This window comes from Cellulomonas sp. NEAU-ZC6 (assembly GCF_056844425.1).
The window spans coordinates 1,375,953-1,401,127 of the sequence record NZ_JBXFYH010000001.1 but is presented as its reverse complement, the minus strand read 5'-3'; the positions used below and the strand labels follow the sequence as shown (position 1 = coordinate 1,401,127).

Annotated in this window: 17 protein-coding genes and 1 pseudogene; 8 read left to right on the top strand and 10 right to left on the bottom strand. The window is 77.0% G+C overall.

Annotated features, from left to right (window positions below):
* Positions 1 to 11 precede the first annotated feature (11 nt).
* Complete coding sequence (locus AC1050_RS06430) at positions 12 to 1,637, bottom strand: methyl-accepting chemotaxis protein (RefSeq protein WP_482386529.1); 1,626 nt, start codon at positions 1,635 to 1,637, stop codon at positions 12 to 14.
* Positions 1,638 to 1,838: 201 nt separating this feature from the next.
* Here AC1050_RS06430 and AC1050_RS06425 point away from each other — a divergent pair.
* Positions 1,839 to 2,348 (top strand): annotated as a pseudogene (locus tag AC1050_RS06425) (DNA polymerase ligase N-terminal domain-containing protein); the annotation flags it as partial.
* 373 nt (positions 2,349 to 2,721) lie between these two features.
* On the top strand, positions 2,722 to 3,462 hold the full coding sequence (locus AC1050_RS06420; protein ID WP_482387249.1) for a DNA polymerase domain-containing protein: 741 nt from the start codon (positions 2,722 to 2,724) through the stop codon (positions 3,460 to 3,462).
* A gap of 29 nt (positions 3,463 to 3,491) precedes the next feature.
* Here AC1050_RS06420 and AC1050_RS06415 read toward each other — a convergent pair whose 3' ends face one another.
* Positions 3,492 to 3,653, bottom strand: coding sequence for a hypothetical protein (locus AC1050_RS06415; protein WP_482386528.1), 162 nt, complete (start codon positions 3,651 to 3,653; stop codon positions 3,492 to 3,494).
* Between the two features lie 162 nt (positions 3,654 to 3,815).
* A complete protein-coding gene (locus tag AC1050_RS06410) occupies positions 3,816 to 4,415 on the bottom strand; it encodes a D-alanyl-D-alanine carboxypeptidase family protein (protein WP_482386527.1) in 600 nt (199 codons plus the stop codon).
* A gap of 177 nt (positions 4,416 to 4,592) precedes the next feature.
* Between AC1050_RS06410 and AC1050_RS06405 the strand changes: the two genes are divergently transcribed.
* The 5 genes from AC1050_RS06405 to AC1050_RS06385 are packed head-to-tail and all read left to right on the top strand — an operon-like array spanning position 4,593 to position 12,184.
* Complete coding sequence (locus AC1050_RS06405) at positions 4,593 to 5,942, top strand: SWIM zinc finger family protein (RefSeq protein ID WP_482387248.1); 1,350 nt, start codon at positions 4,593 to 4,595, stop codon at positions 5,940 to 5,942.
* Positions 5,939 to 7,567, top strand: a complete 1,629-nt coding sequence (locus tag AC1050_RS06400; RefSeq protein WP_482386526.1) for a DUF5691 domain-containing protein — start codon at positions 5,939 to 5,941, stop codon at positions 7,565 to 7,567. The genes AC1050_RS06405 and AC1050_RS06400 overlap by 4 nt, the downstream gene beginning before the upstream one ends.
* Positions 7,564 to 8,709 (top strand): ATP-binding protein, encoded by a 1,146-nt coding sequence (locus AC1050_RS06395; RefSeq protein WP_482386525.1) that lies wholly within the window; start codon positions 7,564 to 7,566, stop codon positions 8,707 to 8,709. Before AC1050_RS06400 ends, AC1050_RS06395 begins: the two co-directional genes overlap by 4 nt.
* Complete coding sequence (locus AC1050_RS06390) at positions 8,706 to 10,994, top strand: DUF5682 family protein (RefSeq protein WP_482386524.1); 2,289 nt, start codon at positions 8,706 to 8,708, stop codon at positions 10,992 to 10,994. The genes AC1050_RS06395 and AC1050_RS06390 overlap by 4 nt, the downstream gene beginning before the upstream one ends.
* Positions 10,991 to 12,184 carry a VWA domain-containing protein gene (locus AC1050_RS06385; protein ID WP_482386523.1) on the top strand — a complete coding sequence of 398 codons (1,194 nt, stop codon included), beginning with the start codon at positions 10,991 to 10,993 and terminating at the stop codon, positions 12,182 to 12,184. Before AC1050_RS06390 ends, AC1050_RS06385 begins: the two co-directional genes overlap by 4 nt.
* 18 nt (positions 12,185 to 12,202) lie before the next feature.
* Here the strand turns inward: AC1050_RS06385 and AC1050_RS06380 are convergent, their stop codons facing one another.
* Positions 12,203 to 13,753, bottom strand: coding sequence for an ATP-dependent DNA ligase (locus AC1050_RS06380; protein ID WP_482386522.1), 1,551 nt, complete (start codon positions 13,751 to 13,753; stop codon positions 12,203 to 12,205).
* A gap of 148 nt (positions 13,754 to 13,901) precedes the next feature.
* Here AC1050_RS06380 and AC1050_RS06375 point away from each other — a divergent pair, with 148 nt between their 5' ends.
* On the top strand, positions 13,902 to 15,833 hold the full coding sequence (locus AC1050_RS06375) for an HNH endonuclease signature motif containing protein (protein WP_482386521.1): 1,932 nt from the start codon (positions 13,902 to 13,904) through the stop codon (positions 15,831 to 15,833).
* Here the strand turns inward: AC1050_RS06375 and AC1050_RS06370 are convergent.
* The 6 genes from AC1050_RS06370 to AC1050_RS06345 form a co-directional block, all read right to left on the bottom strand.
* Positions 15,784 to 17,490: a glycoside hydrolase family 1 protein gene (locus AC1050_RS06370; RefSeq protein WP_482386520.1), complete on the bottom strand. Its 1,707-nt coding sequence runs from the start codon at positions 17,488 to 17,490 to the stop codon at positions 15,784 to 15,786. The genes AC1050_RS06375 and AC1050_RS06370 overlap by 50 nt on opposite strands.
* Complete coding sequence (locus AC1050_RS06365) at positions 17,487 to 20,090, bottom strand: glycoside hydrolase family 2 protein (protein WP_482386519.1); 2,604 nt, start codon at positions 20,088 to 20,090, stop codon at positions 17,487 to 17,489. The genes AC1050_RS06370 and AC1050_RS06365 overlap by 4 nt, the downstream gene beginning before the upstream one ends.
* Positions 20,091 to 20,232: 142 nt before the next feature.
* A complete protein-coding gene (locus tag AC1050_RS06360) occupies positions 20,233 to 22,311 on the bottom strand; it encodes a beta-galactosidase (RefSeq protein WP_482386518.1) in 2,079 nt (692 codons plus the stop codon).
* Positions 22,304 to 23,266, bottom strand: a complete 963-nt coding sequence (locus AC1050_RS06355; RefSeq protein WP_482386517.1) for an ABC transporter ATP-binding protein — start codon at positions 23,264 to 23,266, stop codon at positions 22,304 to 22,306. Before AC1050_RS06355 ends, AC1050_RS06360 begins: the two co-directional genes overlap by 8 nt.
* Positions 23,263 to 24,156 carry an ABC transporter ATP-binding protein gene (locus AC1050_RS06350; RefSeq protein ID WP_482386516.1) on the bottom strand — a complete coding sequence of 298 codons (894 nt, stop codon included), beginning with the start codon at positions 24,154 to 24,156 and terminating at the stop codon, positions 23,263 to 23,265. Before AC1050_RS06350 ends, AC1050_RS06355 begins: the two co-directional genes overlap by 4 nt.
* Positions 24,153 to 25,172, bottom strand: coding sequence for an ABC transporter permease (locus AC1050_RS06345; protein WP_482386515.1), 1,020 nt, complete (start codon positions 25,170 to 25,172; stop codon positions 24,153 to 24,155). The genes AC1050_RS06350 and AC1050_RS06345 overlap by 4 nt, the downstream gene beginning before the upstream one ends.
* Positions 25,173 to 25,175 lie beyond the last annotated feature (3 nt).

The following is a 25,175-nucleotide window of genomic DNA, read 5'->3' as shown; positions in this document are numbered from 1 at the left end:
CCGCGCACGGCTCAGACGCGGAACCGGCTGACGACCTGCTGCAGCTCGGCCGACATCTGCGCCAGCGACGCCACGGCGCCCCGGGACTCCGCGGCACCCTGGGTGGTCAGGTCCGCCGCCCCGGCGACCCCGGCGATGTTCGCGGCGATCTCGCCCGACCCGGTCGCGGCCTCGGCCACGCTGCGGTTGATCTCCGACGTGGTGGCGGTCTGCTCCTCCACGGCGCCGGAGATGGACGTCTGCAGGTCGTTGATCTGCGTGATGATCGACTCAACCTGGTCGATGGCGGTCACGGCGCCGGCGGCGTCGGCCTGGATCAGCTCGACCCGGCGGGCGATGTCCTCCGTGGCGCGCGCGGTCTCCTGCGCGAGCTCCTTGACCTCGCCGGCCACGACGGCGAAGCCCTTGCCCGCCTCGCCGGCGCGGGCCGCCTCGATGGTGGCGTTCAGCGCCAGCAGGTTGGTCTGCCCGGCGATGGAGGTGATCAGCTGGACCACGTCGCCGATCTCCCTGCTCGACTCGCCGAGGCGGTCCATCGTCGCGGTGGTCGCGCCGACGGCGGCCACCCCGCGCCCGGCGACCTCGGCCGCCCGGGACGCGCTCTGCGCGATCTCCCGGATCGAGGCGCCCATCTGCTCGGAGCCCGCGGCCACGGTCTGCACGTTCCGGGACACCTGCTCCGCCGCGGCGGACACGACGCCCGCCTGCGCGGCGGTCTCCTCGGCGGCGGCCGCGATCTGACCGCTGCCCGCCGACATCTGCTCCGCGGCGGAGGCGAGCGCGGACGACGACGCGTCGATGGTGCCGATCACGCCGCGCAGCGTGCCGACCGCGGCGTCGAGCGCGGTGCCCATCCGGGCCACCTCGTCCCCGCCCGTCAGCCCGGCGGTCACCGTGAGGTCGCCGCGCTCCAGCGCGTCGGCCAGCGTGCGGACCCGCTGCAGCCCGCGGACGATCGACCGCGCCACCAGGGTGCCGAGCCCGAGCGCCAGCGCGGTGCCGACCACGAGGACGACGAGCATGGTGGTCCGGCTGGCCCGGTAGTCCGCGGCGGCCTGCGCGGCGGCGGCCGCGGCCGTGGTCTCCTCGGTGTCGACCAGCGTGGTGACCGCCGCGGACATCGCGTCGATCACCGGCTGCGCGACCTCGTCGCGGACCTCGGCGAAGGCGTCGGTGTCGTGCGCCCGGCTGGCGACGAGCAGCTGGTCGTCGCGGATGCCGACGTACTGGGCGAGGGCGGACTCGAAGTCCGCGAGCGCCTGCTCCGACGTCGCGTCCTGCGGCAGCGCCGCGTACGCCGCGAGCGCCTCGCGCAGCTCGGTCTCGCTGGCGGCGATCTTGTCCTCGAAGCCCGCCATGGTGGAGTCGTCGACGGACAGCGCGTGGTTGGTGACGTCCAGGCGCATCTGGACCATGGCGCGCCGCAGGGTGGCGGCGTGCTGCAGGCCGGCGAAGTTCTGCTCGTACATGGCGGTGGTCGCCGCGTTGGTGCTCGCGAGGGCCGAGATGCCGACGACGCCGACGACGGTGCCCACGACGGCCGCCAGCAGCACGGCGGCGAGGATGCGGGTGCTCACGCCGCGGTCGCGCACCCAGGAGACGAGCGACGGGCGGGTGGCGGCGGTGGTGGTGGTCACGTGCGGTCCTCCGGAAGGCGTCCGGAGCACCCCCTGTGCTCCGGTGCCCGACCTATCGGCCACGGTGCCTGTCGCGTCTAGGACTTTGGTCCCGGTCGTGCGCGGGGCCGGCCCGGCGACCCGGCTCGCCGCGCACCGTCGCCCCGCGTCCGCCAGGCTGGACCCGGCGGAGGACGGCCGAGGCGACGGGAGGGCACGCACGTGGCGGAGCGACGACGCGCCGGTGACGGCCGCGGCCTCGAGACGTACCGCTCGATGCGCGACTTCGACCGCACCGCCGAGCCCGCGGGCGCCGACCCGGCACCCGCCGCGGCCGGCGCGCGCCGCCGCTTCGTCGTGCAGCGGCACCGCGCGCGGCGGCTGCACTACGACGTCCGGTTCGAGGTCGACGGCGTGCTCGTGTCCTGGGCGGTGCCCCGTGGCCCGACCCTGGACCCGGACGTGCGGCGGATGGCCGTGCACGTCGAGGACCACCCGATCGAGTACGAGGACTTCGAGGGCGTCATCCCCGCCGGCGAGTACGGCGGCGGCGACGTGATCGTCTGGGACCGCGGCACCTGGGAGCCGCACGGCACGGACGACCCGGCCGCCACGATCGCGGCCGGCGAGCTGCACGCCGACGTGTTCGGGGAGAAGCTGCGCGGCCGGATCGCGCTGGTGCGCAGCGGGCGGCCGGACCCCGGCGGCAAGGAGCAGTGGCTGCTCCTGCACAAGCACGACGAGCACGCCGTGCCCGGCTGGGACGCCGAGGACCACCCGCGCTCGGTGCTCAGCGGCCGGACCAACGACGAGGTGAAGGCCGACCCGGACCGGCTGTGGCGCTCCGACCTGCCGGCGGCGCAGGCGTCGGTGGACCTGCGGCCGCCCGAGGTCGACCCCCCGACGGACGACGAGCTCGCCGCCCTGGACGACCTGGGCCCGAAGGGCGGCACCTGGGAGGTGCACGGCCGGCGCCTCAAGGTGACCAACCTGGACAAGGTGCTGTTCCCGGCCCGCGAGGGCGAGGAGCCGGTGACCAAGCGCGAGCTGCTCCGCTACGCCGCGCGCATCGCACCGGTCGCGCTGCCGTACCTGCGGCCGGGCGCTGAACATGCACCGGTACCCGCAGGGCGCGGGCACGGCCGGGTTCTGGCACAAGGAGCTGCCGGACCACGCGCCCGACTGGCTGCCCCGCTGGGACAACCCCGAGGCGGACGACGACGACACGCGCACCTACCTGGTCGTCGACGAGCCCGCGGCGCTGGTCTGGGCGGCGAACTTCGGTGCGCTGGAGTGGCACGCCTGGACGTCCCGCACCGACGCGCCGCGCCGGCCGACGTACGCGCTCGTCGACCTGGACCCCGGCCCGTCGACCACGTGGGACGACGTCCTGCTGCTGGCCCGGCTGCACCGGGACGCCTTCGAGCACCTCGGCGTCCGGGCGGTCCCGAAGGTGACCGGTCAGCGCGGCATCCAGATCTGGATCCCGATCGCGACGGGGCCGTCGTTCGACGAGACGCGTGCGTGGGTCGAGCGGGTGTCCCGGACGGTCGGCGCCGTGGTCCCCGAGCTCGTCAGCTGGAAGTGGGAGGTCCGGGCGCGCGGCGGGCAGGCGCGGCTGGACTACACCCAGAACGCGATCAACAAGACGCTCGTCGCGCCCTACAGCCCGCGGGCCCGGCCGGGGGCGCCGGTGTCGGCGCCGATCACCTGGGACGAGCTGGACGAGCCGTGGCTGCGCCCGGACGCGTTCACGGTGCGCACGGTGCTCGACCGGGTCGCCGAGCGCGGGGACCCGTTCCGGGACGTGCTCCGCGCGGACCAGGTGCTCCCGCGGATCGGTTGAGGCCCCTGCGGACGCAGACCCGGCTCCGGTCACCGCCGCCGGCGGGCCACCAGCGCCGCGAGCGGGCCGCGGTGGGTGCCGCGCCGGGCGGGCAGATCACGCCGGGTGGCCCGGGAGCGCTCGTGCTCGAGCCGGTCGGCGAGCTCGCGCTCCTGCTGGCGGTACACGACGAGGAACAGGTCGGGGTGCATGGGGTCCTCCCGCACGGCCGGGGTGGCGGGTCGCGCCACCGGAGGGTCGCCGCGGAGGACGGGTCGCGTCCTCGCGGCCTGCGGGCCGGGTCGGCCCACCCCTCCAGCATGGTCCGCGCGCCCTGCCGCGCCCGGGACCTCGGTCCTGGACCGGACGCCGCCTCACCACGCCCAGGAGGCGTCGGCGTGCTGCTCGGGGCAGACCTCGGCGCCGTCGGGCAGCAGCTCGAAGTGCCACACCTCGTTGGCGTAGGTCTGGCAGAGCCCGTGCTCCAGGCCGTGCTCGACGAGCCAGTACGTGCCCTCGGTGGGGCCGACGTCGATCGCGAGGCCCTGCACGTGCGCGGAGTCCTCGGGCGGCAGCACCCAGCGGTAGGCCTCGGGCACGCCGTGCTCCTCGACCGCCTGGTCGACCAGTGCCTGCTGCTCCTCGGCGGTGCGGCTGCCGGAGACGAGCCGCAGCTCGACGCCGTCTGCCGCGGCGGCCTGCTGCGCGGCCGCGAACCGGGCGGCGAGCTCGGGGTCGAGACCCTCGGTGCCGGCCGTACCCGGATCCAGCGGCGGGGTGGGCTGCTCCACCGCGGCCACCGTGCCGGGCGCGAGCCCCGGGTCGGGTTCGGCGGCGGCGGCGCGGTCCCGGGAACCCGGCGCCGTGCAGGCGGCCAGCCCGAGCACGAGGACCCAGGCGAGGGCGGCGGCGGCAGCCGGGCGGCGGTGGCGGACCGGGTGGCGCACCGGGCGAGGAGCGGGGGAGGTGGTCATGTCACCACGCTCCCGCCCCGCCCGCGTCGGCCGCGTCCGGCGACGGGCCCACCCGCGCGGCGTGGTGTCGGACCGGGGGAGGACCCGCACCTGGTCCTGTGGGAGCACCGCCGGACGAGGGATCCGGGCGCGGACCGGTGTCCGGCTGTCGGGGGCGTGCGGCAGGATGGCCGCACCATGGAGCGCTGGACCCTCGAGGACGTGCAGGCCAAGGCGCCCGACGCGTCGTCGCTGGCCGCCGCGCGCAAGCTCGCCCGGCCGGGCCCGTGGTCGTCGACGGGGGCGAGCGACGTGCTGGTCTGGGGGCGGTGCCAGGGGTCGGGCAGCACGCCGTACCAGGTGAGCGTCGACCTGACGGCCCCCGCGTACCGCTGCTCGTGCCCGAGCCGGAAGTTCCCGTGCAAGCACGCCCTCGCGCTGCTGCTGCTCTGGTCCTCCGGGGCGCTGGCCGAGGGCGACGGCACCGTCGCCGCGTTCGCGCAGGAGTGGGCGGACGACCGCGCCGGGCGCGCGACCCGGCGTTCCGAGCGCGCCGAGGGCCGGCCCGCGCAGCCCGTCGACCCCGAGGCCGCCGAGCGGCGGCGCGCGCAGCGGGTGGCCACGATGAGCGCCGGCGTCGAGGACCTCGCGCTGTGGCTGGCGGACCTGGTCCGGGGCGGGCTGGCCGCCGCGCGCCGGCAGCCGCTGTCCTGGTGGGACGCGGCGGCCGCCCGGCTGGTCGACGCCCAGCTGCCCGGGCTGGCCGACGAGGTGCGGGCGGTCGGCGGCCGGCTGCAGCGCGAGGACGACTGGGTGCCGGTGCTGCTGGCCGCCGTCGGCCGGTGGTGGACGGTGGTGCAGGCGTGGCGCCGGCGCGAGGACCTGGACGCCGGGCTGACCGGCGACCTGCGCACCGCGGTCGGTTGGGCCGTCGCGGCGGAGGAGGTGCGCGGCCAGGACCGGGTCGCCGGCACCTGGGTGGTGCTCGGCGCGTTCCGGACGCTGGACGGGCGGGTGCAGCAGCAGCGCACCTGGCTCCGCGGCGAGGAGTCCGGCGAGACGGTGCAGGTGCTCGACTTCGCGGCCGGCGCCGACCCGCTGCCCGTGGCGCAGACCGTCGGGGCGCGGCTGCGCGGCGAGGTCGCCCGGTACCCCGGGGCGGGCGTGCGCCGCGCGACGTTCGTGGGCGCGCCGGAGGTCGTCGGGGCCGCGGCCGCGCTGCCGGGCGGCGGCGACCTCGCGGCGGCGCACGCGCTGCTGGCCGAGGTGCTCGCCGCGAGCCCGTGGACGCGCCGCGTCCCGGCGGTGCTGCGGGGCGTGACGCTCGACGTGGCGGGCGCGGCCGGATCGGGCGGGCCGGATCCCGCGGTCGTCGTCCGGGACGGCGCCGGCGGGCAGCTGCCCGTGGCGACCGACGTCGACCCGTGGACCCTGCTGGCACGGGCCGGCGGCGCGCCGGTCGACCTGTTCGGCGAGCTCGAGGACGGCGCGTTCCGCGTGCTGTCCGGGGCGGGCGTCGCCGGGGCCGACGGGGTGGTGGCGGCGTGACGGCCGACGTGCACGGCCGGCCCGGCCCGGCCCGTCAGCCCGGCCCGACCGGCCAGCCCGGCCCGCCCGACACCTGGTGGGCCGCGGTGACCGCCGCGGCGCTGGTCGGCACGGCGCGCGGCCGGGTGCCCCGGCTGCCGGACCTGCCCGGGCTGGGCGTCGGGGAGCGCCCGGACGCCGGGCCGGAGCTCGCGCTGCTCGACGCGGCGGCCGTCGGCGGTGCCCTGCGGGCCGCGGGCCGCGCGGTCCCGGCCGCCACCGCACCGCCCGGCCCGGCTCCGGCCGACGCGCACCCGCCGGCCCCGGCCCGCGCGCTGCAGGTGCTCCAGCTCGTGCTGACCCAGCCGCCCGTCGGTCGCGACCTGCGCGACCCGCTGCTGCACCGGTGGTGCGACACCGCCGCCGCGCACGGGCGCCGGGTGCCGCACGCCCTGCTCCCGACCCTGCTCGCCGAGGGCACCCGCCGCCCGGCCCTGCGCGCGTCGCTGCTCCCGGTGCTCGACGCCCGGGGCCGCTGGCTCGCGGCGCGCCGCCCGGAGTGGGCGTGGGCCGCGGGCGGCGGTGCCGGTCAGGCCGAGGCGCCCGAGGACGACGCCACCCTGCTCCGCCTCCCGGTCCGGGAGCTGGCCGAGCGCCTCACCACGCTGCGGGCGACCGACCCCGACCGGGCCCGCGCGCTGGTGGTGGCGGCGTCCGCGACGGCCGGGGCCGAGTCGCGCGCCACCCTGCTCCGCACCCTGGCGACCGGCCTCGGCCCTGCCGACGACGCCGTGCTCGAGCCCGCGCTCGACGACCGCGCCGTCACGGTGCGCGCCGTCGCGCTCGAGCTGCTCGACGCCCTGCCGACCTCGGCCCGGGCGCAGCGGATGGCCGCGCGCCTCGCCCCGCTGCTGCAGGTCACCGGGCTGCTGCGCAAGCGCCTCGTGGTCGCCGCGCCCGGCCCGCTGGACGCCGCCGCACGCCGGGACGGCCTGGGCGCCGGCCCGGGCGGGGCGCGGGACGCGGCGGTGCTCGACCGGCTGGTCACCGGTGCGCCGCTGGCGGTGCTCACCGCCGCCACCGGCACCGACCCCGCCGGCGTGCTGCGGCTGGACCCGGACCAGGCGCTGCGCTCGGCGGTCCGCCGGGTCGTCGTCGCCCGGCGGGACGTCGCGTGGGCGCGCGCGATGGTCGCGGACGAGTGGGACGCCGCCGCGGCGTCCGTGCTGCCGCCCGCCGAGCAGCGCGCCGCCGCCCTGCGCTGGCTCGCCGCCGGGCCGGCCGACGCCCTGGTGCCGATGGCGCAGACCGTGCCGGGCCCGTGGGACGCCGGGCTCAGCGTCGCCGTCGCCGAGGCGGTCGCCCGGGTCGCCGCGGACCCGACGACCTACCGCACCCTCACGCTGCCGGTCGAGCTGCTCGGCCGCCGGCTGCACCCCGCCGCCACCGACGCGCTCGACCGGGCCCGGGCGGTCGCCGACCGCGCGGCCACCGACGCGGAGCGCGCCGTCGAGCGCGCCCGCGACCCCCAGGAGTCGGGGCGGCTCGCGCTCGCCGCGTCGGCCGCCCGGACCCGTGCCCGCGCGCTGGCGGACCTGCTCCAGCACCTGTCCCTGCTCCGCACGATCGACGAGGCCTTCGCATGACGTCGCAGCACCCCGAGCCCCAGCCCGCCGACCGGTCCGAGGACCTGTCCGGCGGCCCCGCCGACGCGCCGATCCTGCGGGCGCACGCCGAGGACGCGTACGCCGCCGAGCTCGCCGCGCTCGCGGCCGCCGACGACCGCCCGCGCCCGCCGGGCTGGCGCCTGTCGCCGTGGGCGGTCACCACCTACCTGGTCGGCGGCACGCTGCCCGACGGCACGGAGGTGCAGGCCAAGTACCTCGGGTCCCGCCGGCTGATGGAGATCGCCGTGGCGTCGCTCGCCACGGACCGGGCCCTGCTGCTGCTCGGCGTGCCCGGGACCGCGAAGACCTGGGTCGGCGAGCACCTGGCCGCGGCGGTCAGCGGCGACTCGACGCTGGTGGTCCAGGGCACCGCCGGGACGCCCGAGGAGCAGCTGCGGTACGGGTGGAACTACGCCCGGCTGCTCGCCGAGGGGCCGTCCACCGACGCCCTCGTGCCGAGCCCGGTGATGACCGCGATGCGGCGCGGCGCGCTGGTCCGGATCGAGGAGCTGACCCGCATCCCCGCCGACGTGCAGGACGCGCTCATCTCCATCCTGTCCGAGAAGACGCTGCCGGTGCCGGAGCTGCACACCGAGGTGCAGGCCCGGCGCGGGTTCAACGTCATCGCGACGGCCAACGACCGCGACAAGGGCGTCAACGACCTGTCGTCCGCGCTGCGCCGGCGGTTCAACACCGTCGTGCTGCCGCTGCCGGACACGCTGGACCAGGAGGTCGAGATCGTCCGCACCCGGGTCGCGGCCGTCGGGCGGTCGCTGGAGCTGCCGCCGGAGCTGGCGGAGCTCGCGCAGATCGAGCGGGTGGTGACGGTGTTCCGCGAGCTGCGCGGCGGGACCACGCTCGACCGCCGGACCACCGTGAAGTCGCCGTCCGCGACGCTGTCCACCGCCGAGGCGATCTCCGTGGTGACCAACGGCACCGCGCTGGCGGCGCACTTCGGCGACGGCGTGCTGCGTGCGGAGGACGTCGCCGCGTCCCTGGTCGGCGCGGTCGTCAAGGACCCGGTGCAGGACCGCCTGGTCTGGCAGGAGTACCTGGAGACCGTCGTCCGGGACCGGCCGGGCTGGGAGGACCTGTACCGCGCCTGCCGGGAGCTCGCGTGACCGAGCGCGTGCACGTCCTCGGCGTCCGGCACCACGGGCCGGGCAGCGCCCGGTCGGTCGCCGAGGCCTTGGACGTCATCGACCCGGACGTGGTGCTCGTCGAGGGCGCGCCCGAGCTGACGCCGCTGGTCCCGTTCGTCGCCGACCCCGGGCTGGTGCCGCCCGTCGCCGGGCTGGTCTACGCGGTCGACCAGCCGGGACGCGCGAGCTTCTACCCGATGGCCGCGTTCTCGCCCGAGTGGGTGGCGCTGCGCTGGGCCGTCGCGCGCGGGCGGCGCGTCGAGCTGGCCGACCTGCCCGCGACGCACGTGCTGGCGCTGCGGGACGCCGAGCAGGCGCCCGACGCCGCGTCGGACGCCCCGTCGGTTGACCCGTCCGACGACTCGGCGGCCGGCACCACCGCCCCGGTCGTGCACGAGCGCCTCGACGTGATCGCCGAGCTCGCGGCCGCCGCCGGCTACGACGACCCGGAGCGCTGGTGGGAGGACGCCGTCGAGCACCGCTCCGGCTCGGCGCCCGAGCGGTTCGACGCCCTCCGCGAGGCGATGGCCGCGGTCCGGGCGACCGGCCCGGAGGACGACCTGGAGACCCGCCGCCGGGAGGCCGCGATGCGCCGGGCGGTCCGCGCCGCGCTCCGGGGCGGCGCCGAGCGGGTGGCGTTCGTCTGCGGCGCGTTCCACGCCCCGGCCGTGCACCCCGACGCGCGGGTGCCGGTCCGGGAGGACACCGCGCTGCTCGCCGGGCTGCCGAAGGTCAAGGTCACCGCGACCTGGGCGCCGTGGACCGCCGGGCGGCTCGCGGTCGCCAGCGGGTACGGCGCCGGCGTCACGTCGCCCGGCTGGTACCAGCACCTGTTCGTCGAGGGGCAGCGCCCCGGCAGCACGCCCGAGGACGTCACCGCGTCCTGGCTGGTGCGCGTCGGCCGGGCGCTGCGGGACGAGCAGCTCGACGCGCCGCCGGCGTCCGTGGTGGAGGCGACCCGGCTCGCGGCCGCGCTCGCCGTCGTGCGCGGGCGCCCGTCGGTCGGGCTCTCCGAGGTCACCGACGCCGCGCAGGCCGTGCTCTGCGGCGGGTCGGCCGCGCCGCTCGCGCTGGTGCACCGCACGCTCGTGGTCGGCGAGGCGATGGGCAGCGTGCCGGACGCGGTGCCGATGGTGCCGCTCGCCGCCGACCTGGCCCGGCGGCAGCGCGCGCTGCGGATGACCCCGTCCGCGGTGCCGGCCGTGCTGCAGCTGGACCTGCGCAAGGAGCTGCACCGCGCGCGCTCCCTGCTGCAGCACCGGCTGCTGCTGCTCGACGTGCCCTGGGGCCGGCCCGCCGAGCCGGGCACCCGGACCACCGGCACGTTCCGCGAGGCGTGGGACCTGCTCTGGGCGCCCGAGCTCGCGGTCCGCGTGGTGGAGGCCGGTCTGCGGGGGACCACCGTGCCCGCCGCGGCGGAGGGCACCGTGCGCGAGCGGGCCGCCGCGGCCACCGACCTGTCCGCGCTCGCCGGGCTGGTCGAGCAGTGCCTGCTGTGCGACCTGCCCGACGCGCTCGCCGCCGTGCTGGTGGCGCTGGAGCGGCGGACCGCGCAGCAGCACGACCCGGTGACCCTGCTGCGCGCCGTCGAGCCGCTGGCCCGGACCCGCCGGTACGGCGACGTCCGCGAGGTGGACACCGCCGGCGTGGCCCGCGTCCTCGGGACCGTCGTCACCCGCGTCGCCGTCGGGCTGCGGGCCGCGAGCCTGGCGCTGGACGACGACGCGGGGGCGGAGCTGCGGCTCGCCGTCGAGTCCGCCGACCGCGGCGTCCGGCTGCTCGACGACCCCGCCCTGGCCGAGCCGTGGCGCGCGGGTCTGCTCGCGCTCGCCGCCGACCCCGGCGCGCACGCCGCCGTGTCCGGGCGGGTGCACCGGCTGCTGCTCGACTCCGGGGCGATCGACGCGGCCACCGCCGCCGAGCGGATGTCCCGGCGGCTGTCCGTCGGCGCCCCGGCCGCCGACGGCGCCGCGTGGCTCGACGGGTTCCTCGAGGGCGACGCCCTGCTCCTGCTGCACGACCCCGCGCTGCTCGGCCTGGTCGACGACTGGGTGGCCGGTGTCGACGAGCGCACGTTCGAGGACCTGCTGCCGCTGCTGCGGCGCGCGTTCGGCCGGTTCAGCGCGGCCGAGCGCCGCCAGGTCGGGCACCGGCTGCGCACCCCGGGGGACCCGCGGGCCGGGTCGACCGACCTGGACCTGCCGCGCGGCCTGCCCGCGGCGCGCGCCGTCGCCCGGCTGATCGGCCTGGAGGTGTCCGCGTGAGCGACGACGACGTGGTGCCCGGGGGCACGACCGCCCGCGACCGGGCCACGCGCTGGCGGCTGGTGCTCGGCGAGCCCGCCGACGAGGGCCTGGGCGGCGTCTCGCTGAGCGCCGACGACGCGCGCCGCGACCAGGTGCTGCGCGACCTGTACGGCGAGGCCGGTGCCGACCGGTCCGGCGGGCTCGGCGGGTCGGCGCCGAAGGTCGCCCGCTGGCTCGGCGACATCCGCACCTACTTCCCGTCGTCGGTCGTCCAGGTGATGCAGGGGGACGCCATGACCCGGCTCGGCCTGCGCCAGCTGCTGCTCGAGCCCGAGATGATGGCCGCGGTGCAGCCCGACCTGGACCTGGTCACGACGCTGGTCGGGCTCGGACGGGTCATCCCGGAGCACTCCCGGGAGTCGGCGCGGCGGGTGGTCCGGGTGGTCACCGACCAGCTCGAGGAGCGGCTGCGGCAGCGCACCGTGCAGGCGGTCACCGGCGCGCTCGACCGGTCCGCGCGCACCCGGCGGCCCCGCGCCGCCGACATCGACTGGGCCGCGACCGTCGCCGCGAACCTCCGGCACTACCTCCCCGAGCACCGCACCGTCGTGCCCGAGCGCCTGGTCGGCCACGCCCGGCGCAGCACCCAGGTGCAGCGGGAGATCGTGCTGCTGATCGACCAGTCCGGCTCCATGGCGGAGTCCGTCGTCTACTCCTCGGTCTTCGGCGCCGTGCTCGCCTCCCTGCGGTCCGTGCAGACGCGGCTGGTCGCGTTCGACACCGAGGTCGTCGACCTCACCGAGCGGGTGTCCGACCCGGTGGACGTGCTGTTCGGCGTGCAGCTGGGCGGCGGCACCGACATCAACCGCGCCCTCGCGTACGGACAGGGCCTGGTCGAGCGGCCGACGGAGACCGTCGTCGTCCTGATCAGCGACCTGTACGAGGGCGGCATCGCCGAGGAGATGGTCGCCCGGGCCGCCGCGATGGTCCGCGCGGGCGTGACGGTGGTGGCGCTGCTCGCGCTCAGCGATTCCGGAGCCCCGTCCTACGACCGCGCGCACGCCGCGGCGCTCGCGGAGGTCGGCGTGCCGGCCTTCGCGTGCACGCCGGACCTGTTCCCGGACCTCATGGCCGCGGCGATCGAGCGGCGGGACATCGGCCGGTGGGCCGCGGACCAGGGGATCGTCACGGCGCACGCGGAGGGCTGAGCGGGGCGCCCCTGCCCGTCAGGTGGCGTCCGTCCGGCCCGGCGCGGCCAGCGTCCGCACGGTGTCCAGCGTGTCCGCCTCCGCCGCGGTCCTGTCGTCCCGGTACCGCAGCACCCGGGCGAACCGCAGGGCCATCCCGCCGGGGTACCGCGGCGAGCGCTGCACCCCGTCGAACGCGATCTCGACCACCTGCTCCGGCCGCAGCGTCACCGTCCAGCCGTCGTCCGCGACCTCGAGCTCGCGGAACCGCGCCGTCTGCCAGGCGAGCATCTCGTCCGTCATGCCCTTGAACGTCTTGCCCAGCATCACGAACCCGCCGTCGCCGTCCCGCGCGCCGAGGTGGATGTTCGACAGCTGCCCGGCCCGCCGGCCCGAGCCGCGCTCGACGGCGAGCACCACCAGGTCGAGCGTGTGCCGCGGCTTGACCTTGACCCACGCACCACCGCGGCGGCCGGCCTCGTACGGTGCGGACGCGTCCTTGACGATGACGCCCTCCTGGCCGGCGGCGACCCAGCCGGCGAACGCCTCCTGGGCGACGTCCGGGTCGGCGGTGACGACGCGCTCGACCGCGTGCGCGGGGGCAACGGCGTCCAGCACGGCGAGCCGCTCGGTCAGCGGCGCGTCCAGCAGGTCGCGGCCGTCCAGGTGCAGCACGTCGAAGAAGAACGGCCGCAGCGCGGTGGCCGCGGCCAGCTCGGCGTCCCGGGTCGCGCTGCGGGCGGCGGTCTCCTGGAACGGCCGGGGCCGCCCGTCCGGGCCCAGCGCCAGCGCCTCGCCGTCCAGGACCGCGGTCCGGACCGGGAGCCCGCGCACCGCCTCGACGACCTCCGGCACCCGCGCGGTGATGTCGTCCAGGCTGCGGGTGTAGACCCGGACGTCGTCGCCGTCGCGGTGCACCTGGATCCGGATCCCGTCCAGCTTCGCGTCGACGACCACCGCCCGGCCGCCGAACCCCGTGACCGCGGTCGGGACGTCCGGTGCGGACGCGGCGAGCATCGGCCGGACCGGGCGCCCGACGGTCAGGCCGAACGCCTCCAGCGCGGCGGTCGCGGCCGCCGGGTCGGCGGCGCCGAGCGCCACCTCGGCCACGGGCTCGCTGGCACCGGCGAGCATCGCGGCGCGGCGCACGGTCGCGACGGACACGCCTGCCGCCTCGGCGACCGCGTCCAGCAGCAGGGCGTCCAGCGCACCCTGCCGGACGTCGCCGGAGACCAGGCCGGCCAGGAACCGCTGCTCCTCGGCGGTGGCGGCGCCGAACAGCTCCGCGGCCAGCGTGGTGCGCGCACCCGCGGACCCCGGACCGGACAGCCCGGCCATGCGCTCGAACGCCGCGTCGACCGCGAGCACGTCGAGGCTCGGCTCGGCCGCCGGCGTCGGCAGCTGCTGCAGCGACCGCCAGCCGAGCCCGGTGCGGCGCTGACGGAGCTCGCCGGCGAGGTAGCGCGCGACGACCGGCACCTCGGCGGGCGCGGTGCGACCGAGCAGGTCGACCAGCAGCGCCCGCTTGGCGAGGCGCGAGCGGGTCGCGGCCAGGCCGGCGGAGGTGGCGGCGACGTCGGCGAGCAGCACGTCCGCCATCCTGCCGCGCGCCCCTGACACGCGCGCGTCGGTACGGAGCGCCGGCTGCTCCCGGGGCCCGGGCCGCTCCGGACCCGGTCCGGTCGGGCCCGACGGTGGTCCGAGGAGGCGTGTCAGTGGTCGTCGGTAGGTTCGGGCCATGCCCGATGACCTGCGCCGACGCCCCTCGACGGGTCCGTCGCGCGCCGGTGCACCCGGACCGGCCCGGTCCCGGAACGGTGCCGGCCGAGGTGTCCCGCGGCAGGGCGGTCCTGCGGGACACCGCCCCGTCGTCGACACCCTCCTCGCGGACGCGCTCCGCCACGCCGACCTCGTCCGGCCGAAGCCGGCCGCGGCGTTCCCGCCGGACCGGGTCGCCGCCGTCGCCGACCAAGGGCAGGAAGCGCTGCGCGCCGCGACGAGCGCCCCCGACCCGTCGACGCGCTTCCCGTTCCGGTGGGCGGACCCCGAGGCACCCGCCGACTGCGAGCCCGCGGCACCCGACCTCGACGACCCCGGCGTCGACCTCGCCGCGATGGCGCCCGGCCCGGAGCTCGCCGTCCTGCTGACCCGGATCGACCCCGAGCAGGCGAGCGACCACGCGCTGGTGGAGCTGGCGGCGGCGGCGGTGCGGCTCGCGTCCTGGGCTCAGGCGGCCTCGGGCCGGTACGCCGCCGCGCTGTCCGACCGCGACTCGATGCGCCCGGACTGGTCGGTGCAGAACCCGCGGCGGGCCGACGAGGGCGTGGTGGGGGAGGAGCTCGCGATGCGGCTGGCGTGGTCGCGGCGGGCCGCCCGGCGCATGGCCGCCGACGGCCGCTCGTTCCAGCGCGAGCTGAGCGCGACCGGCGAGGCGCTGGCGTGCGGCGTGATCGACCAGCCCCGGGCGCGCGTGCTGGCGGACTGGCTCGCCGGGCTGCCCGTGCCGGTCGCGCTCGACGTGCAGGAGGCCGTGCTGCCCCGGGCGCACCGCAGGACCGTCTCCCAGCTGCGTGGTGACGTGGAGCGCGCGCTGATCCGCGTCGACCCCGCCGAGGCCGCCGCTCGGAGGAAGGACGCGCGAGCCGGACGGCGCGTCGACAAGCCTCGGCCGCTCCCGCACGAGATGGCCGGGCTGTACGCGGTGCTGCCGGCGGCGAGCGCGATGCGGATGCACGCCACGCTCGACGCCGCCGCGCGGACCGCGCGCGCCGCCGGGGACGGGCGCTCGCTGGACCAGCTCCGCGCGGACGGCCTGACCGACCTCGTGCTGCACACGTCCTGCGCGGGCGCCGACCCGACGGCCGGTACGGCGTCCGACGCCCCGGCCGGACCCGAGCCCGCCGCCCTCGATGCCGACCGGGCCACCGGGACGGCGTCCGATGCCGCGGGGATGGCGTCCGATCCCGCCGACACCGACACCGACACCGACACCGACACCGACACCGACACCGGCACCGGCACCGGCACCGGCACTGGTACCGCCGGTGGCACGCCGTGCCCCGCGCGGCGGCGTCCCGTCACCCAGGTCCACGTCACCGTGGCGATGTCCACGCTCCTCGGTCTCGACGAGGAGCCCGCCGACCTCGCCGGCTACGGGCCGGTGAGCGCGGAGACGGCGCGGGCACTCGCCGCGGGCGGGGTCTGGCAGCGCCTGGTCACGGATCCGCTGACGGGTGCCGTGCTCGACCTCGGCCGCACCCGCTACCGGCCGACGGCGGCGCTCGCCGCCCACGTGCGGGCGCGGGACCGGACCTGCGTCCAGCCGTCGTGCGACGCGGCCGCGGCGTCCTGCGACCTCGACCACACGAAGGAGTTCCACGCCCGGCGCGGGCGGGACCCGGGCGACGAGCCGCTCGGGACCACCGCTGCGGACAACCTCGGACCGCTGTGCCATCGCGACCACCTGGTCAAGACCGAGGGCGGGTTCCGGCTGCGCCAGCGCGCGCCCGGTGAGTTCGTGTGGGTCACGCCCACCGGGCACGTCTACGACGTGCGGCCCGGTGTCGACACCGACCCACCCGACCTGCGGCCGACGGCACCGGACACGCGCTCCGAGCTTCTCAGGTCGCTGCCGCCCCCGCCCGGTCCGGACGAGGAACCGCCGTACTGACCTCGCCCCGCGCGCCCCGGCCGGGTTCGTCCTCGTCCCGTCGACTCGGACCCGGCTCGCCCGGGCCGGGCTGGCTCGGGCGAGCCGCACTCCCCGGCGTCTCGCCGCCCTCGCCCCCACCAGACCCGCCCGCGCCCGGCCCGCTCGCGTCCGGCGGCGGCAGCACGCCGGTCGTCGCGAGGCGGCGGTACCAGTGCCCGGAGTCCTTCACGGTGCGCCTCATCGTGTCGTAGTCGACGTGCACGATGCCGAACCGGCGCTCGTACCCGTAGGCCCACTCGAAGTTGTCCATCAGCGACCAGGCGAAGTACCCGCGCACGTCCGCGCCGGCGTCCATCGCGGCGCCGACCGCGTCGACGTGCGCGTGCAGGTACGCCACCCGGTCGGGGTCGTGCACGCGGCCGTCCGGCGACACCTCGTCGGCGTAGGCGGCGCCGTTCTCGGTGATGTGCAGCGGCAGGTCGGGCCGGCGGCGGTGCAGGTCGAGCAGCAGCTCCGTGAGCCCGGACGGGTCGACCACCCAGCCCATCGCGGTGCGCGGTCCGTCCTGGTGGTGCCACCGGACTCCGGTGGCGACGTCGGCGGGCGGGTGCACGACCGACCCGGGCGAGGCGGCGGGCACGTCCGGCGCGTCGGCATCCGCGTCCGCCCACACGTCACCGGCCACCGTCCTCTCGGTACCGGCCGCCGCGCCCTCGTCGCCGATCTCGGGGGCCGCGCCGACCAGGGAGGTCGTGTAGTAGTTCACGCCGAGCGCGTCGAGGCGGGTGCGCACCAGGTCCAGGTCGCCGTCGCGGACGAACGACCAGTCGGTGAGGTGCGCGGTCTCCGCGAACACGTCCTCGGGGTACGCGCCGTCCAGGACGGGGCCGAGGAAGACCTCGTTGGCGACCCGGTCCAGCCGCTGCTTCGCCGCGACGTCGGCCGGCGCCGTCGACGACGCCCGGTTCACCTGGAGGTTCAGGGTGAGCGACACCTGGGCCGCGTCGCCGACGGACGCGCGCACGGCCCGGGCGCCGAGGCCGTGCGCCAGGTTGAGCGTGTGCACGGCGGCCAGTGCCTGCGCCGGGTCCTGGACGCCGGGCGCGTGCTCGCCGGAGGAGTAGCCCAGGTACGCGGAGCACCACGGCTCGTTGAGCGTGGTCCACAGCGCCACCCGGTCGCCGAGCGCGTCGGCCACGAGTCCGGCGTACTCCGCGAACCGCCACGCGGTGTCGCGGGCGGGCCAGCCGCCCGCGTCCTGCAGCGGCTGCGGCAGGTCCCAGTGGTAGAGCGTCACAACCGGTGCGACGCCACGGGCGAGCAGGGCGTCGGTGAGCCGGTCGTAGAACGCGAGCCCCGCGGCGTTGGCGGGGCCGCTGCCGGTCGGCTGGACCCGCGGCCAGGCGACGGAGAACCGGTAGGCACCCACGCCCAGGTCCGCGAGCAGCGCGACGTCCTCGTCGAGGCGGTGGTAGTGGTCGGTGCCGCGGTCGCCGGTGTGGCCGTGCAGTACCGCCCCGGGGGTGCGGGAGAACGTGTCCCAGATGGACGGGCCGCGGCCGTCCTCGTCGACGGCGCCCTCGATCTGGTACGCCGCGGTCGCCGCGCCCCAGACGAAGTCCCGCGGGAACCGCCGGGGCGCCGGGCCGGCGGAAGCGGGGCCGACGGTGCTCATCGGGCCTCCTCCAGCGCGGGCTCCGGCGTCGCGTTCGCGACACCCGCGACGGCCGCGGGCGGCGCGTCGACGTGGGGCACCCCGCGCAGGTCGTTCGCGGAGCGCAGCACCGGGGCGGCGACCAGGTCGGCCAGGTCGAGCACGGCGTCGGTCGTGACGTGGAACGTCGCGCGCTCACCGGCGGGCAGGGTCACGAGCGCCTGGTCGACCCGGGCGTCGGCGGCGAGCCGGTCCACGTGCAGCGTGATGTCCCGGGCGTACGACCGCGCGACGACGTCCACCCGGTACCCGCCGGGCTCGCGGGCCGCGGTGGCGCGCACGGCGTCGGGGTCGAGCCGGGACGCGACGTCCTCGACGAACGCGTGCGTCGCGACCCGCGCGTCGGGTCCGGCGCCGAACCGGGCGACGACGACCTCGCCGGACGGGTCGCCGTGGGTCGCGACGTCGGCCGGGAGCGGCAGCACGACGACGGACCGCGGCGCGACGTCGACGGCCAGCCGGCCCGCCGCGGCGACGACGCCGAGCAGGGACTCGCGCCGCACGTCCGCGGACCCGGTCCAGGGCTCGTCCGTGTCGTTGGTCGCGACCAGGGCGAGGTCACCGTCCCGCTCGACGAGGAACACCGCGCGCGGGGCGCTCGCGGCGCGCAGCGCGAACCACAGCGGCTTGGGGCGCTCGGCGGAGTCGACGGCGGCCCAGGAGGTGACGGGCCAGCAGTCGTTGAGCTGCCAGACGACCCAGCCGGCGGTCCGCGGCCACCAGGAGCGGTAGTGCTCGACGGCGTGCCGGACGGCGCGCGCCTGGTTGAGCTGGGTGGCCCAGTGCCAGTCGGCGAAGTCGCGCGGCACGCCGAGGTGCGGGGCCATGCCGCGGTCGAGCTTGCCGTTGCCGTCGTCGGCCTTCTGGTGCACGAGGAACACGGGGTCCTCCTGCGGCACGGCGGCGTCGGCGAGCGGCCGGCCGTCGGCGGCGTGCACGGACTCGGTGAGGGTGCGCCAGGCGGGCGGCCCCTGGAACCCGAACTCGGAGCAGAACCGGGGGATCTCCGACCGGTACCGCGTGTAGTCGACCCGGTTCCACACGTCCCACTGGTGGTGCGTGCCGCGGTCGGGGTCGTTGGGGTGCACGTCCGCGGGGTCGCGGCGCGGCGTGAACGGGCTGTTGGTGGCGTACGGCCGGGTCGGGTCGAGCTCGGCGAGCACGGCCGGGAACAGCTCCTCGGCGTACCAGCGCCCCCACGTCGCGTCGCCGAGCAGCTGCTTCCAGCCCCAGTCCTCGTGGCCCCAGACGTTCTCGTTGCCGCCGTTCCACACCACGAGCGATGGGTGCGGCATCAGCCGCACGACGTTCTCCCGCGCCTCCGCCTCGATCTCGGAGCGCAGCGGCTCCTCCTCGGGGTAGGCGGCGCACGCGAGCAGGAAGTCCTGCCACACCAGCACGCCGCGCTCGTCGCAGGCCGCGTAGAAGTCCTCCGACTCGTACATGCCGCCGCCCCAGACCCGCAGCAGGTTCAGGTGCGCGCCGACGGCCTGGTCGATCCGGCGGTCCAGGCGCTCGCGGGTGATCCGGGTGACGAGGTGGTCGTCGGGGATCCAGTTGGCGCCGCGCACCTCGACGGCGCGGCCGTTGACGACGACCGTGAACCGCGTGCCGTGCTCGTCGTCGGAGGTGTCGACCTCGACGGACCGGAAGCCGATGCGGCGCCGCCACGCGTCCAGCGCGGACGCAGCGGCGCGCGGGCCTGCGTCGAGCAGGGTGACCTCCAGGTCGGCCAGCGGCTGGTCGCCGTGGCCGACCGGCCACCAGACGGGGGCGTCGGGCACGGCGAGCTCGACCGTCGCGGTGCTGGCGCCGGCCGGGACCGTGAGCTCGGCGGTCGCGCCGAGCACACCGGCGCGGACCGTGAGCGCCGTGGCGTCCTCGAGCCCGGCCCGCTCCACGTCGACGTGCACGGTGACGCGGCCGGTGCCGTCGGCGTCCAGCGTGACGAGCGGGCGGACCCGCGCGAGCCGGGCGACGGACCAGCGCTCGACGCGCACCGGCTTCCACAGCCCGGCGGTGCGCAGGTCGGGGCCCCAGTCCCACCCGAACGAGCACGCCATCTTGCGGACGAAGTTGAACGGCACCGGGCTGTACGCGGACGGCCGGTCGCCGAGGGCGGCGCGCACCTCGTCGGCGTAGGCGGTCGCGGAGCGCAGGTCGACCGTCAGGGCGCGGGCGGTCCCGTCGGCGAACGCGCGCACGTCGAACCGGTAGGAGCGGTGCATGTTCGCGGTCGACCCGAGCACCCGGTCGCCGAGGGCGATGGTGCCCACGGTGTCCACGCCGTCCAGCACCAGGTCCACGCGCTCGCCGGGGGCGGCCGGGTCGAGGACGAGCTGCCGCTCGTACCGCCACTCGGCGTCGTGCAGCCAGCGCACGGCGGCCTCGTTCGCGTCGAGGTACGGGTCGGGGATCAGCCCCGCGTCGAGCAGGTCCACGTGCACGGAGCCGGGGACGGCCGCGGGCAGGCCCGCGCCGAGGGTGCCGGCGATCGCGGCGGGGACGGGGCCGGCGGTGGCGGTGACGGTCCAGCCGTCGGACAGGACGGTGTGCTGCACGGGGTGCTCCTGGGGTGTCGCTGGTGCCGCGAGCATGTCGCGGGGAGGTCGCAGAGAAGTCGCAGGGTTCGCGGGGAGTCGCAGGGCGGGCGCGGGGTCGGGGTCGGCCGGGGTGCCGGGCGAGGGGGGGCGTCGAGCGGGGTCAGGACGGTTCGCGCAGCACCCGGACGCCGCCCGCGGGCACGGTGACGACCGGGCCGTGGTCGGTGCCCGTGAGCAGGTCGGTGCCGGTCGCGGTCGCCTTCCGGTCGACGTCGGTGCGGTTGAGCAGGAACAGCCAGGACGCACCCGCCGCGTCGCCGGGAGCGACGCGGCGCACGGCCTCGACGCCGGGGTCGGCCTCGACGGTGGGGGAGAGGCGCGCGTCCTGGACGAGGTGGTCGACGACCCGGTCGACGCCCTCGCGGGGCAGCGCGGCGGAGACGTACCAGGCGCTGCCGCCGGCGCCGCCCGCCCCGCCCGCGCCGACCGCACGCCGCGTCACCGCCGGCGCCCCGGCGAGGGACGACGACGTGTACCGGACGACGGCCTCGGCCCCGTCGAGCTCGACGCGCTCGGTCCAGTCGGCGACCGTGCTGCCGTCGTCGAGGGTGACGTGCTCGCCGGCCTGCAGGGGGTAGAACTCGTCGGTCCACGCGCCGAGCACGTCCCGGAACGCCCCGGGGAACCCGCCGGTGCGCACCCGCCCGGTCGGCTCGCACACGCCGGACAGGTAGGTGACCAGCAGCGTGCCGCCGCGCTCGGGAACGGCGCGCAGCCGGGCGGCCTCGGCGTCGTCGACCACCAGCAGCGTCGGCACGAGCACCAGGTCGTACCCGTCCAGGTCGGTGCCGGGCGGCACGACGTCGCACAGCACCTGCCGCTCCCACAGGGCGCGGTGCCAGGTGCGCAGTTCGCGCCCGTAGCGCAGCGCCCGGTGCGGGGTCAGGCCGTGCTGCAGCGCCCAGCCCGCGGGGTCGTCGACGACCATCGCCGCCCGCGCCGGCTCGACCACCGAGCCCTGCACCTCGGCGAGCGCCCGCAGGTGCCCGCCGAGCTCGACGACCTCCCGCCAGATCCGGGACCGGGTGCCGGTGTGCGGCAGCATCGCGGAGTGGAACTGCTCGGCGCCCGCGGTCGAGGCGCGCCACTGGAAGAACAGCGCGCCGTCGGACCCGCGCGCGACGTGCGCGAGGGCGTTCCGGGCGATCTCGCCGGGGTCCTTGGCGCGGTTGCGCTGCTGCCAGCTGGGCGCGCCGGTCGAGTGCTCCATCAGCAGCCACGGCCGCCGGCCCGCGGACATGCCGCGCATCCGGTCGCCCGCGAACGCGAGGTCCTGCTCCCGGTCCGGGTCGTCGACCAGGGTGTAGTGGTCGTTCGCGACGACGGCGGTGTGCGGTGCCCAGGACGCGTAGTCGACGACCTGCGCCCCCGGCCCGACCATCATGTTGGTGGTCACGGGCGCGTCGGAGTGCCGCTCGAGCACCTCCTGCTCCGCCAGGTAGTGCGCGAGCAGCGCGTCGGAGGAGTACCGCTCGTAGTCCAGGTACAGCCCCGGGTTGGGCGCGCCGTGCTTGCCGCGCGGCGGCAGGATCTCGTCCCACGCGCCGAACCGGTGGCCCCACTGGGCGGTGCCCCAGGCCTCGTCGACGGCGTCGAGCGACCCGTACCGGTCGCGCAGCCAGTCGCGGAACGCCGCCGCCGACACGTCGCAGTAGCACCGGGCGTTGCCGCCGCCGAGCTCGTTGCTCACGTGCCACAGCCGCACGGCGGGGTGTCGGCCGTATCGCTGCGCGAGCGCCTCGACGTACCGCAGCGCGTACCGCCGGAACACCGCGCTGCTCGGGCACCACGCCAGCCGGCCGCCGGGCGGCTGCTGGTAGAGGTCCGCGTCGTACGGCAGCACCTCGGGGTGCGCGGTGTGCAGCCAGGACGGCGGCGCGGCGGTCGGCGTCGCCAGGTCGATCGCGATGCCGTGGGCGTGCAGCAGCTCGACCACCTCGTCGAACCAGGTCCAGTCGAACGTGCCGTCCGCGGTCTCGACCAGGCCCCAGGAGAAGACGCCCAGGGTGACCAGGTTGACCCCGGCCTCGCGCATCAGCGCGACGTCCTCGTGCCAGACCTCGCGGGGCCACTGCTCGGGGTTGTAGTCGCCGCCGTAGGCCAGGCCGTCGACCAGGTGCACCGGAGGCGGCGCGTCGGCAGGCGGCGGGGGCACGACGGCGCTGACGAACTCAGGCACGGGCCCGCTCCTTCGCCGCGGCCTTCGCGGACGCCGCGGCCGAGGCCGTCGCCTCGGACGACGCCGCCTCCGCCTCGTCGATCGGCACCCACGCGCCGAGCGTGTGGTCGTAGCAGACCGAGTTGTCGATGCCGTCCCGCGCCGGTGCCGTGTCGCCCTCGCGCCCGACGCTGCCCACCCGGTCCGGGTCGGGGGCGGCCATCGCGAGCATCTTCGTGTAGTCGTGGTGCGGATCGAGGATGACGGCGTCGGACGGCCCGCGCTCGACCACCCGGCCGCGGTAGAGCACGAGGATCTCGTCGGAGAAGTGCCGCGCCGTGGCCAGGTCGTGCGTGATGTAGAGGACGGCCAGGTTGTCCTCGCGCTGCAGCCGGCCGAGCAGGTTCAGCACCCCGAGCCGGATGGACACGTCGAGCATCGACACCGGCTCGTCGGCGATGAGCACCTGCGCCCCCGGGGCGAGCGCGCGGGCGATCGCGACGCGCTGCCGCTGCCCGCCGGACAGCTCGTGCGGGCGGCGGGCGGCGATGTCCTCCGCGGGGTGCAGGTTGACCCGCTCCAGCATCTCCAGCACCCGGGCGTGCGTGGACGCGGCGTCGTGCGTGCGGCGGTGGATCCGCAGCGGCCGGGCGACGTGGTGCTCGACGGGGTGGAACGGGTTGAGCGACGCGAACGGGTCCTGGAACACCATCTGCACGTGCCGCTGGTAGACCGACCCCATCACGGGCGTCCGGTCGTCCAGCTGCACGTCGATCCGCCCGGCGGACGGCTTCTCCATCCGGGTGAGCAGCTTGGCGATGGTGGACTTGCCGGAGCCCGACTCGCCCACCAGGGCCACGGTGCGCCGCGGCACCAGGTCGAACGACACCCGGTCGACGGCCCGCAGCGTGCTGCGGCGCAGGCCGGAGCGCAGGGCGTAGTCCTTGGTCAGGTTGGTGACGTGCACGGAGGTCATGCCGTGCCCTCCTCGGGGTCGACGCCGTCGCGGATGAACGCGCCGCGCTCGCCGGACAGGCTGGGGAAGGACCCGAGCAGCCGGCGGGTGTACGGGTGGGCGGGGGACCGGTGCAGCTGCGCGGCGGTCTCCAGCTCGACGATCTCGCCGGCGAGCATGACGGCGATCCGGTCGCTGATCTCCAGCAGCAGCGGCAGGTCGTGGGTGATGAACACGACCGCGAAGTCGAGCTCGTCGCGCAGCCGGACGATCTCGCGCAGGATCTCGCGCTGCACCACCACGTCGAGGGCGGTGGTGGGCTCGTCCATGATCATGATCTGCGGCTCGAGCAGCATGGCCATCGCGATCATCACGCGCTGCCGCATGCCGCCGGACAGCTCGTGCGGGTAGGACCGCAGCCGCCCGGGGTCGACGCCGACCCGGGTCAGCACCTCCGCGGACCGTGCCCGGCGCTGGGCCCTGGACATCGAGGAGTGCGCGCGGAGGGTGTCGTCCAGCTGCGACCCGACGGTGCGCACCGGGTTGAGCGAGTTCATCGCCCCCTGGAACACCATCGACAGCTGGGACCAGCGGAACTTCCGCAGCGGCTCCTCGCCGAGCGCGAGCAGGTCGACGTCGCCGCCGTCCCGGTCGTGGAACACCACGGACCCGGACGCGATGCGGGCCGGCGCCTGGTGCAGGCGGTTGACCGCGTACGCGAGCGTCGTCTTGCCGCAGCCGGACTCCCCGGCCAGGCCGAGGATCTCGCCGCGGCCCAGCTGCAGGCTCGCGTTCTTCACGGCGGTGACGGGCTGCTCGACGTCGTAGACGACGGTCAGGTCGGTGACGGTGAGCACGGGGCGGCGCGCAGGCACGGCGGCGTGCGGCACCCGGTCGGTGAGCGCGGTCATCGGGCGGCCTTCCTGGCGGCGCGGGCGGCCGCCTTCGCGCGACGGCGCGCGGTCCGGGCGTTCTTCAGGCGGGGGTTGATGATCTCGTCGATCGAGAAGTTGACCAGGGACAGGCCCATGCCGAACAGGGCGATCACCAGGCCCGGCGGGACGAACCACCACCAGGCGCCGAGCGGCAGCGCGAACCCGTTCTGCGCGTAGAACAGCATCGTGCCGAGCGTGGAGGCGTTCGAGGCGCCGAGGCCGAGGAACGACAGCCCCGCCTCGCCGAGGATCGCCGCGATCACGGCGTACACGAACTGCGACGCGAGCACCGGCAGCAGGTTCGGCAGGATCTCCACGCCGATGACCCGCCACGGCTTCTCGCCGGACAGCCGGGAGGCGGCGACGTAGTCGCGGGACCGCACGGACAGGGTCTGCGCGCGCAGCACGCGGGCCGACGCGGCCCACGAGGTCAGGGCCAGCACCACCGCGATGGTCCACAGCCCGCGGCTCTCCCGCGGCACGAACCCGGAGATCACGATCACCAGCGGGAGGCCGGGGATCACCAGGAACACGTTGGAGAGCAGCGAGAACCCCTCGTCCGCCGCGCCGCCCAGGTAGGCGCCGTAGATGCCGAAGAACGCCGACAGCACAGTGGCGAGCACGCCGACCATCAGGCCGATCTGCAGCGAGCCGCGGGTGGCGTACGCCAGTTGGGCCAGCACGTCCTGCCCGGTCTGGGTGGTGCCGAGCCAGTGCTCGGCGGACGGGCCGCTGAGGCCGACGTCGCTGATCGCGTCGGGGTCGCCGACCAGGTAGGGCCCGACCACGCCGAGCAGCAGCACGCCGGTGATGAGCACGAGGCCGGTGGCGAGCCACGGCGTCATGGTCGGCAGCAGCATCCGCCACGCCGGGCGGGCCCGGCCGCGCGCGGGCTCCGGCCCGGTGGCGGTGGTCGGGTCCTGGGTGGGCACCTCGACGGGCCCGCCGGGCCCCTCGACGGCGACCTGCACGTCCGGTCCGATGTTCGTCATCTG

What these genes read in the sequence shown, in the direction of transcription:
- AC1050_RS06415 (WP_482386528.1), bottom strand. Translation starts at nt 3,653, where the DNA reads ATGCACCCCGACCTGTTCCTCGTCGTGTACCGCCAGCAGGAGCGCGAG.
- AC1050_RS06410 (WP_482386527.1), bottom strand. Translation starts at nt 4,415, where the DNA reads ATGACCACCTCCCCCGCTCCTCGCCCGGTGCGCCACCCGGTCCGCCAC.
- AC1050_RS06405 (WP_482387248.1), top strand. Translation starts at nt 4,593, where the DNA reads ATGGAGCGCTGGACCCTCGAGGACGTGCAGGCCAAGGCGCCCGACGCG.
- AC1050_RS06395 (WP_482386525.1), top strand. Translation starts at nt 7,564, where the DNA reads ATGACGTCGCAGCACCCCGAGCCCCAGCCCGCCGACCGGTCCGAGGAC.
- AC1050_RS06375 (WP_482386521.1), top strand. Translation starts at nt 13,902, where the DNA reads ATGCCCGATGACCTGCGCCGACGCCCCTCGACGGGTCCGTCGCGCGCC.
- AC1050_RS06370 (WP_482386520.1), bottom strand. Translation starts at nt 17,490, where the DNA reads ATGAGCACCGTCGGCCCCGCTTCCGCCGGCCCGGCGCCCCGGCGGTTC.
- AC1050_RS06355 (WP_482386517.1), bottom strand. Translation starts at nt 23,266, where the DNA reads ATGACCTCCGTGCACGTCACCAACCTGACCAAGGACTACGCCCTGCGC.
- AC1050_RS06350 (WP_482386516.1), bottom strand. Translation starts at nt 24,156, where the DNA reads ATGACCGCGCTCACCGACCGGGTGCCGCACGCCGCCGTGCCTGCGCGC.
- AC1050_RS06345 (WP_482386515.1), bottom strand. Translation starts at nt 25,172, where the DNA reads ATGACGAACATCGGACCGGACGTGCAGGTCGCCGTCGAGGGGCCCGGC.